General features: G+C 44.9%; 8 protein-coding genes. 6 read left to right on the top strand and 2 right to left on the bottom strand.

Going from position 1 to position 9,401, the window contains the following annotated elements; genetic code table 11:
- The first annotated feature begins 994 nt into the window (after positions 1-994).
- A complete protein-coding gene (locus V6C16_RS04660; RefSeq protein WP_333542821.1) occupies positions 995-1,588 on the top strand; it encodes a tyrosine-type recombinase/integrase in 594 nt (197 codons plus the stop codon).
- A 475-nt stretch (positions 1,589-2,063) separates the two neighbouring features.
- Here V6C16_RS04660 and V6C16_RS04655 read toward each other — a convergent pair whose 3' ends face one another.
- A complete protein-coding gene (locus V6C16_RS04655) occupies positions 2,064-3,443 on the bottom strand; it encodes a hypothetical protein (RefSeq protein ID WP_333542820.1) in 1,380 nt (459 codons plus the stop codon).
- Positions 3,444-4,139: 696 nt separating this feature from the next.
- Between V6C16_RS04655 and V6C16_RS04650 the strand changes: the two genes are divergently transcribed.
- The 3 genes from V6C16_RS04650 (at position 4,140) to V6C16_RS04640 (ending at position 5,952) form a co-directional block, all read left to right on the top strand.
- Entirely contained in the window at positions 4,140-4,655 is a 516-nt protein-coding gene (locus V6C16_RS04650; protein WP_333535059.1) for a hypothetical protein, read from the top strand.
- Positions 4,656-5,065: 410 nt separating this feature from the next.
- The gene (locus V6C16_RS04645) at positions 5,066-5,524 is read left to right on the top strand and encodes a MarR family winged helix-turn-helix transcriptional regulator (RefSeq protein WP_333535060.1); all 459 of its coding nucleotides are present in this window, start codon (positions 5,066-5,068) and stop codon (positions 5,522-5,524) included.
- A gap of 26 nt (positions 5,525-5,550) precedes the next feature.
- A complete protein-coding gene (locus V6C16_RS04640; protein WP_333535061.1) occupies positions 5,551-5,952 on the top strand; it encodes a pyridoxamine 5'-phosphate oxidase family protein in 402 nt (133 codons plus the stop codon).
- Positions 5,953-7,355: 1,403 nt separating this feature from the next.
- Here the strand turns inward: V6C16_RS04640 and V6C16_RS04635 are convergent.
- Positions 7,356-7,544 carry a hypothetical protein gene (locus tag V6C16_RS04635; RefSeq protein ID WP_333535062.1) on the bottom strand — a complete coding sequence of 63 codons (189 nt, stop codon included), beginning with the start codon at positions 7,542-7,544 and terminating at the stop codon, positions 7,356-7,358.
- A 70-nt stretch (positions 7,545-7,614) separates the two neighbouring features.
- Between V6C16_RS04635 and V6C16_RS04630 the strand changes: the two genes are divergently transcribed.
- The gene (locus tag V6C16_RS04630) at positions 7,615-8,805 is read left to right on the top strand and encodes a sugar transporter (protein ID WP_333535063.1); all 1,191 of its coding nucleotides are present in this window, start codon (positions 7,615-7,617) and stop codon (positions 8,803-8,805) included.
- A 136-nt stretch (positions 8,806-8,941) separates the two neighbouring features.
- The gene (locus tag V6C16_RS04625) at positions 8,942-9,322 is read left to right on the top strand and encodes a DUF488 domain-containing protein (protein ID WP_333535064.1); all 381 of its coding nucleotides are present in this window, start codon (positions 8,942-8,944) and stop codon (positions 9,320-9,322) included.
- Positions 9,323-9,401: the final 79 nt, after the last annotated feature.

The following is a 9,401-nucleotide window of genomic DNA, read 5'->3' as shown; positions in this document are numbered from 1 at the left end:
ATGGAATAATAATTGGAATACTATCTATCATGCTAAAATTAAACAATAATTTTTTCGGGCTTTACCATTTTTCATTCAATCCCCTTTAATCTGAAATTTACAACGCATATTCTTCAATTTTTATGCTATCACAATTTAAAAAATGCATTTCATAAATACACTTCTGATTCAAAACAAAAATTATACTACATAACAAGAATAAATTTTTAAAAATATTCCTTTTTACCCTTAAAATGATGATTCCGGAAACCAGTTTCCAATAAATTATATTCAACAAATGGAATATAATTCTTCTCTTGGAAGTGAAACAATAGAAAATCTATTAAATAATCATTCAAAAAAATAATACAAACTGAAGATTTGAAAAACTTGTTTTTCAAATATGAAGTTAAATCCCGCAGGGATTTTAAAAGTAACTAATACAAATCTATTCATTTAAACACTAGAAGAGTCTTCTATCATTTTAAAACAATCAAAATAAAATTTCTATTCCATTTAAAATCCATCAAATCCCTTCGGGATTAACTTCGAATTTGAAAAACAAGTTTTTCAAATCCTCAGTTGCCTCTTTTTTCTAAACAAACATATTCAAATCGTATCTTGCTTCTCTTAACTTACATTCTTTATTCATTCATTTTCTTGAATAGAATTTATCGAAAACCAGTTTCCAAAATCATAAAAACAGACATTTTTTTCATTTAATATTGAAAATTTCCATATTTTTTTAAATCATGCCGGGAATTTGTTTGAATATTCAATCATATTCCCAACATGAAAATCCAACTACGCGAATAGTTCCCCATCTCCTATGCTAACCTTCATCAAGAAATCATATTAACTATCTGGAATAACAGGATAAGTTCTTTTTAAAACTTAACATCTCATTTCTTGCCTAATCATTCCAATATATTAAATCCAACTCAAACCGACTGTGTACATATAATATTAACTAATATACTGATATTTCATATAAACTTAACATTAGAGGCTTGCCATGAATAACCCAAATCATCCCAAGCTCGGTTCATCAATACTCGTTCATCCCATCCGAAATCTCAGCGACATACAAGCCATCAAGAAAATCCTCGCATCAAAACCCCGTGATCTCCTCCTATTCACTATGGGCATCAACAACGGAATCAGAACCGGAGATCTACTCAAACTCAAAATCTCAGACATCAAATCCGTCAAACCTAATCAGGCCATTCAAATTAAAGAATCCAAGACCGGAAAGACCAATACACTTTTCATTAACAGGGAGGTCTACAAAGCCCTCAGAGGACATCTGGACGCTTTTAACTCCAAAGATGATGATTACCTCTTCGCCTCAAAAAAAGGCGCTCAGAAGCCACTACAGATTCAAACCGTTAACCGCATGATCAAATCATGGTGCTGGGCCATAAATCTACCCGGAAATTACGGCGCTCACTCCCTGAGAAAGACCTTTGGCTACATTCAACGGACAAAATTTGGTGTCGGATTCGAGATCCTCTGCAAGCGCTTTAACCATTCATCACCAGCAGTGACCATGCGTTATCTCGGCATTGAGGACGCCGAAGTGCTCGAAATCCTCACGCACGAAATCTAAACGGGATATACAAAATGTATACGAATGTATTTAAATGGACAGGATGTATATTCTTAATAGCCTGATATTATTGACTGGCTTGGCTTAGAGATTCCGGCCTTTTTATGGCATTCAAGAGGCCGTCAGTTCAATTCTGTCCAGCTCCACCAGATAGATAATTAAAACCCCCGATCATCGGAAGATGGTCGGGGGTTTTTTCGTTTAGCGGCTCTACACCAAAGACGGGGGCAAGCCCTTCAATGGGCCTCACTCCCATCAGATTCCTGGGCAATTCCCCAGCCATTTCAGCAGCACAAAACTGCTCATATTGCCTGATTGCGGCTGGCGGCGAACCTCGAAATATACGCTCCACTCAAAATAATGAGTTCGTCAAAAAAATTTGTTGGAGATTAAATCCCACTAAGATTAGTCTGTGAAAACTGTGTATTTAGGGCCTCAGTATGTGTCATGATAAAATGTATCAATATTAAATTTATTACAATGTTTCTTGTGAACTATTTATGTCATTATTACCTTGGCTAAAGGCAAATATTAATGACAATGGCGATAGGAAACTGTAATAAATTTTAGTTAGCAACCCATCTGCAATAGTCATTACACCATTTTTAGTTTCAACATGAATAACACGATCATTTACTGTAACAAAATGAACATTTTTTTGTTGTGTGATTAGTCTATTTGTTTCTTTTTTTCCTCCAAGGTACATATTTATTTCTCTTTCTTTTGCATATTTCATGAGTCGATTGAAATCAAGGCACATAAGAAAACAAATTTCTTCAAGATAAATTTTTTTTGAAAATTCTAATGGCATAAGGTGCGCTAGGGGGGGGTGGTACATGTTTCCCATAAAAACAGTTCTATAATCAATTACTTCCGATTTAACATTAATCATGTTCATCCAGGTGGAAAAAATACCATGCGGTGGCATAATACAATCTTTGTGGTACATCCCCAAAAATAGACACTCATCAATTGTAGATAGAGCCCATTTCTTTTGTTCAGTTAGCTGAGACAACATTTCTACGATTTTACAAGCATAAGATTCTACTTCAATCTCTTCCTTTGGCAGGCGAATATTCATCCCTGTTGAGTAGTCCTCACCTTCATCATTTTTAATAATATTCATCAAATTTAATGCGCGTTCTTCTTGTCTTATAATTCGCTTAACCTGCTCAGTATCTTTCTTGGATTTTACCTCAGCATCGAAAAAAAATCTTTTCAAGCAACCATGCTGGTTAAAATTCTTCAATGCGGTCAAAATCTTTAAATTTTTTTCCCCTGATTTGAGTTCAACAATGCTAAAACTGCCATTGTCTAAATTAAGATGAACATAGTCTCCAATATGTGCAAATGTTGATAAGTCAAATGCAATTGCAATTTGAGTTTCATTGTTATTTATTTCATTGATCACTAAAAACAGCTCTTCTATATTTGTTCTATTTAAATGAATTTGATCCTTTCCAGAATATAAACGCCTCACTTGGTGCTCTTTTCTACTAAATATTGTCCATATTATTGCATCAATCATTTTAAGCAATGATTTTAGCCTGAATGTTAATATTTTTATACAATATTTATAATATTTTTTATCTATACTGTTTTTAGTTGTGCTTTTTTTTATTAGCAATTCAATTGACTTAATCTCCTCATATATTTCAAGTGCTATATATTTTATCTTTTTTTGAGCTATTTTCCAGCCATTATGAACTTCGATAAAAAATTTATGCATGTCATCTTTATCATCAAGATTTGGAGTTATTTGTTTTATTCCATATTCTCCAACTAAAGATATAAGTTCAATTACGTCTTGATGGTAACGTTCTATCGTATATTTAACCTCATACTTGTCGGACATTTTCCCCTCCAAATATTGTTCGGTAATTATATAATTTTTATGATGCTAATGCCCATGCTGATAAATTAAAAGTCTACAATGTATTCTTTTAATGGAGTTGGTCTCCAAGAAATCCTTTTAACGTGCTAATAAATCGAGAATTATGGGCAGAAAAATGAACTCATTATTTTGAGTGGAGCGTATATTTCGAGGTTCGCCGCCAGCCGCAATCAGGCAATATGAGCAGTTTTGTGCTGCTGAAATGGCTGGGGAATTGCCCAGGAATCTGATGGGAGTGAGGCCCATTGAAGGGCTTGCCCCCGTCTTTGGTGTAGAGCCGCTAAACGAAAAAACCCCCGACCATCTTCCGATGATCGGGGGTTTTAATTATCTTTCTGGTGGAGCTGGACAGAATTGAACTGACGGCCTCTTGAATGCCATAAAAGGGAATATTACCTTTGTGCCGCTAAAAAATATACTTGGGATTGAAGTGATTGATGATATTTGCCTTTAAGATAATTATTCAGCGTTGTTGCTATCTATTAATGGCGTCTAAAAATTAAAATACTTTTTTAATTAATCTATAAGCGCACAAAATACTTATTCATAATATCCTAGTATAATAGTCTATTTTTATTCAAAGTCAATCTGCGGCATCTTTGTTGCTTAACATTTCATTGTGAAATGAAATAGGAAATTTTTGCCGCGGGGGTTCCCATGTCGATCTCTCTTATCCAGACATGCAATGTGCAAGCTACTGCCAACACACAAAGTACCGTCACGTCTACACGCGGGTCTGAATCTGTTCATCGCAGCATTGGGCAGGACACTGTTTCACTTTCTGAAGAAGCAATACGTTTGAGCCAGGAGTGCAGCAGCACCTCTACTTCGGGCATAGAGCAAACTAGATCAAAACCTCTTGAGCATTATCAACTGCCTGACTGGATTGAAGAAGTTAGCACGCCCTACCTATGTGTAAATCATAAACTTTTAGAAAGATCGGAGCCAATTCCTACAGGAGCGAGTGAGTATGGCAGCGCCGTGATGAAGGCTTTTAGAACTGCCTTAGATAAAAATGGCATTAATTCTGATAATTACTACGAAGACTTTATTAAGAACACAGAAATTAGTATGAAAGTTAAGAATGACGTATGCACACTGCTTCAGCAAGATTCTAACGCAATGCAGCTAATGAAAATCTACAATCCTTCTCTTTACCAAAAGCTAGCTTAACCCCGCGTGGCAGCAGATTGGCTTTCAAAGCCCCAATGGGCAGAGTAGTTTGTCTGAGCGCCTACGGGAACGTCGAACAGTTGTTTTGCACAAGTTATTTCCATGTGGAAACCTCAGGCAACCACCCAGAAAAAAGTGATTGTGAATAGAATTTTTAACGCCGCGCACACGCAAAACCCCAGAACATCACAAGATGGTCGGGGGTTTTACTGTCTATCGGCTTATCAGAACAGCATTAACCCGCGGTCCCTCAAACCCCATAAAAGCTCTAATGCGTTTCCTTTCGGGCGAAGTCTCCGCAGGCTATCCTGAACCCATCTAGCTAAGATTTCATCAAACTGTTGACATTGGTTCGGCGGCGAAGTATCTCATCTTCAGATGGTTCGTCGACGAACTAAAAAGAGGTATTCATGAATACTCCAGGCAGCAGCGATGCCATTATTGCTCTGGCGGCCCTGATTCGCGAACAGGCCAACACGTACATTGTCAACGCTTTGTCCAGTCACGGCGTAGACGATCTGCTTCCCGCCCACGGCGCGGTGCTGCATGCGCTTTTCGAGGCTGGCCCTTTGAAGATGAACGAATTGGCGGAGCGTATTAAAAGAAAAAAAAATACGGTTACCGGCTTGATCAGCACACTTGAAAGCCGTGGCTATTGCCGTCGTGAAACTGATCCGCATGATGCTCGCGCACAGGTAGTGCTGTTGACGGAAAAAGGGGAATCCATGCGCAGGATTCAGCACGCAATTTCTGTTGATCTGTTACGGCTGGTATGGGGCGATGTGGACGAGGCTGAAAAGGCTGCCTGCGTAAAAACGCTGGAAAAAGTTTTACGCAATTTGCAACAAAACGGATCAAATAATACCTGAAATGTGGGGTTATTATGAATAATGCAATGACTGAAATTTCTGGTTTTCTTGCCGAAGCTCCCATGTGCTTTATTGCCACGGTCAGTGGCAACGAACCGCACGTGCGGGCGTTTCAGTACCAGTTTGAGCAGGATGGAAAGCTGTGGTTCTGCACGGCGAAAAGCAAGAATGTTTTCAAGCAGCTTCAGGGCAATCCCGCCGTTGAAATCTGCGCTGTCAATAAAGACATGGCGTGGGTTCGCGTTACCGCCAAGGTTTCTCTTGATGACAACCGCGCTATAAAGGAACGTATTTTGGCAGAACGGCCCCTGATCAAGGGCATTTATGGAACGGCGGATAATCCTGACTTCACGACATTCAGCGTTGAGCACGGCGCGTATGTTATTGCGGATTTTTCCGGCAACCCTCCGCGCAATGGTTCTTTCTAGAGCAGATTAACTTTGAGAATGTACATTCTCAAAGTTTAAGTCACGCTCGCTTCGATGCTTAACCGCGCAAGTAAATTGCGCTTGCATCTTTGCGGCGGGCGACTGCTCACGCAGCCGCCAGAGCAATTTCAAAGTGAAATTGCTCTAGCCCTGGAAAGCCTACGCCAGGGTAAAAGGCATCTGCTGTTCTGGCTTTATGTGGTGGCCGGAGATGCTTTACCCTCGCTGCACGAAAGTGCAGCGAGCCACAATGTGGCGTGGATTCAGCCGAGAATAGCATTTTCCGGCTGAATGAAAACTTTGAAATGTGAAGCATTTCAAAGTTAATCTGCTCTAAAGAGCGTTGCACCAATAGGCTGCAAGGCTAAGGCACGAAAAGCCCCGACCATCTCTCGATGATCGGGGCTTTTTAACTGTCTGCCGGGCGGAGCCGAACAGGATTGAACCGAGGCTCTTGTGTGCTGCTTATGTCAGTTGGTGTTGCGAAGGGGCAGTACAGCATGGCTTAGCGTTCACGGCGGGAAATGGCCGATCGGTGCATACACAAGTCATGCGCAGGTTCCTGCGTGCGTTCTCCTCGTCTCACGCGCGTGTCGTGCCGCGCATGTATGCCCGCTTTTCCGTTAGCCCTGCTTCATCTTGGCAATAAGCTGCGCCAGGCGCTCGGCCTGCCGGGCAAGGTCGGCCACCGCATGACTGGCCCCGGCCATAGCCTGTGCCGTCTGGCCGGATAACAGCATACATGCGCACGTTTCTCGTCAGGCTTATGGAGCTTTGGCGCAGTTCATCGCCCAGAGCGACCACAATGGCCTTGTTCTCCATCACCTCCTCCATGCGCTGGTTTGACCGCACATAAAGAACCAGCGTGCCGCAAACAAAGAGAATGGGGGCGATAGTAGCCAGATTTATACAGGATGTGGCATTTTTTATAGTCATAACGCGGCTCCGGATCTGGTTAAGCCTGTTGGTGAAAAAGCCATGAAAAAGAATATGGTATTTTATCAATACTGAAACTTATATTTATGCATTTTAATTAGAGGCGGCGCGCAAGATGGTTCGTTTTTCTGGTGGCAGCAGCCGTTTTCATCCTGTGGTGATTGCCTGTTCTCGTGCCGAACAACAGGGCACGAGGGGTAAGGCGTGTCGGCGATGCGGGGTGAATGGCGCGGAAAAGCTTTTTGATAGCGCGTGGTTGTGACTGCCTTCGGGCGGCATTCTTTGCGGGCAGCAGGGGCGGTACGCCCAGTGCCGATGCCCGTTGCTTGCACGGCAGCGGGGCAAGTTGCGGTGCGTATGCCCCAGATACGTGACGGCTTGATTTATGGCATTTTTAAGATAGATTTAAGGCGTCGGCCTGTTCGTGTGCTGCTCCAAGCCGCCGGGCCGGGCGTGAGCCTCATCTGTCACATGGCGCTGGTGTCCTGCCGCAATTGCAGGGCAGGCTGCGCCTGCCGCATCTCTTGTTGTACCAATCCTTCTTGTGCCTTCCGGCCGTTGAAAAAGACGGTCTTTACGGATGACGTTTCAATAAAACTGGCTCGTTGTTGTGCAGAAACAAAGAAATGACCGGCTGCGCCCGTTGCATTTTGCAAGGGTCGGGCGTATGGCGCACCTCGTTATTTTGCCCGCCATAAGGGCATGAGACTGATATAAGGACTGAATATGACCACCATCAAAACTCCAGAGGGAAGGCGTCTCTGGGTTCCTGTTTTTACTCTTGCCCTGGCCGCCTTTATTTTTGTCACCACTGAAATCCTGCCCATCGGCCTGTTGCCGGAAATTGCCGCTGACCTTGGCGAAACAGAAGCCTTTACCGGGCTGCTTGTGGCAGTATACGCTTGGGTTGTGGCCCTGCTGTCGTTGCCCCTGACCGCCCTTACGGCCCGTTTCGAACGGCGCAAGCTGTTGCTTTGCCTGTTTGGCATTTTCATTGCCGGGCATGTGCTTTCGGCATTTGCCTTCAACTTTGCCACCCTTATGGTTGCGCGCATATGCGTGGCCAACGCCCATGCCGTATTCTGGTCCATAGCAAGCCCCATTGTGGTGCGCGTGACGCCTCCGGCATTAAAGGCCAAGGGGCTTGCCATCATCATTGTGGGCGGCTCACTGGCAACGGTGCTCGGGGTTCCGCTCAGCACGGTCATCGGCCAGCATTTCGGCTGGAGAACAGCGTTTCTGATCATTGGGGGCGTGGCCTTTTGCATCGCGCTGATTTTGTGGCGACTGTTGCCGACGCTCGAATCCAAGGACACGGGATCGTTCAAAAGCGTACCCGCCCTGTTCCGCAACAAGGAGCTTGCACTGATCTATTTACAGACCATGCTTGCCGTGACGGGGCACTTTGTTGCGTATACCTATCTGGCCCCTCTGCTCATTCAGACGGGCGGTTTCACGGAAGGGGCCGTGCCTGTATTCCTGCTGATTATGGGCCTGTCCGGCATTGCGGGCAGCATATTCGCCACGCGGCTGGCGGGCAGCGGATCAAAGCTTGTCTTTACCGTGCCGCTGGTGACCATTTTTATCTGCCTGCTGGCTCTTAATGTGTCCATTGACCGTCTGCTGCTCATCGTGCCGCTGTGCGTCGTGTGGGGCGGCAGCATGGCGGTGCTGGGCCTGCTGTTCCAGAGCAGGATACTTGAGCTTGCCGCTCACTCCGCTGACATCGCCACGTCAATCTACTCCGGCATTTTCAATGTGGGCATCGGCGGCGGCGCGTTTATCGGCAGCATGGTATTCAACAGGCTTGGACTGGGCATGACGGGCTATGCTGGTGCGGCGTTCTTTTTCCTGACCATTCTGGTCAGCCTGTGCGCCGTGCGGATTGGGCGCAGCCAGACCCCGGTGGACGGTTAAGGCCGCGCTGTGCGGATATTCTGTGATGGGACGGCAGGCGCATGCGGTCATGCAGGGATGCGCAGGCGTGCTGCCCGCGTTTCCCGTTCGGGCCGTGCTTGCGGCGGCTGTTCCGGTTCCAAAAAGGAGGCTCGTGATGAAGATCATTCTGCACCGTGTGTATGATCATGACCTGCCCGCCGCCGACATGCGCGTTTTGGTCGACCGCATCTGGCCGCGAGGCATCGCCAAGGCCGCCGCCAGTTGGGATGTGTGGCTGAAGGATATTGCCCCGTCCAATGAACTGCGCCAATGGTTTGCTCATGACAGGGCAAAATGGAAAGAGTTTGAGAAGCGCTACACTGCGGAACTGGACGCTTCCGAAGCGCCGCTGGCCGAACTGCTCGGGATTCTGGCAGAGCACAGCACGGTTGTTTTTCTGTATGCCGCAAAAGATCAGGACTGCAATAACGCCGTTGTCCTGAAAGCTTATGTGGAATCCCTGCCGCAACCGCACGGCGCGCCGGCCCCAAGCTGACTGGCTCCCGGCTTGCGGCCCGCTTTTGCGTGACGGTCTGCTTTGGGTGGGCGGCGATTGTGCCGCGTCACTGTTACGG

The organism is Desulfovibrio sp. 1188_IL3213, assembly GCF_036763145.1.
Taxonomy (GTDB): domain Bacteria; phylum Desulfobacterota; class Desulfovibrionia; order Desulfovibrionales; family Desulfovibrionaceae; genus Desulfovibrio.
This window is presented reverse-complemented; position numbering and strand designations above follow the sequence as displayed.

Bases quoted from the DNA above. Each gene is read 5' to 3' on its own strand.
- V6C16_RS04660 (WP_333542821.1), top strand. From the start codon at position 995: ATGAATAACCCAAATCATCCCAAGCTCGGTTCATCAATACTCGTTCAT.
- V6C16_RS04655 (WP_333542820.1), bottom strand. From the start codon at position 3,443: ATGTCCGACAAGTATGAGGTTAAATATACGATAGAACGTTACCATCAA.
- V6C16_RS04650 (WP_333535059.1), top strand. From the start codon at position 4,140: ATGTCGATCTCTCTTATCCAGACATGCAATGTGCAAGCTACTGCCAAC.
- V6C16_RS04645 (WP_333535060.1), top strand. From the start codon at position 5,066: ATGAATACTCCAGGCAGCAGCGATGCCATTATTGCTCTGGCGGCCCTG.
- V6C16_RS04640 (WP_333535061.1), top strand. From the start codon at position 5,551: ATGACTGAAATTTCTGGTTTTCTTGCCGAAGCTCCCATGTGCTTTATT.
- V6C16_RS04630 (WP_333535063.1), top strand. From the start codon at position 7,615: ATGACCACCATCAAAACTCCAGAGGGAAGGCGTCTCTGGGTTCCTGTT.
- V6C16_RS04625 (WP_333535064.1), top strand. From the start codon at position 8,942: ATGAAGATCATTCTGCACCGTGTGTATGATCATGACCTGCCCGCCGCC.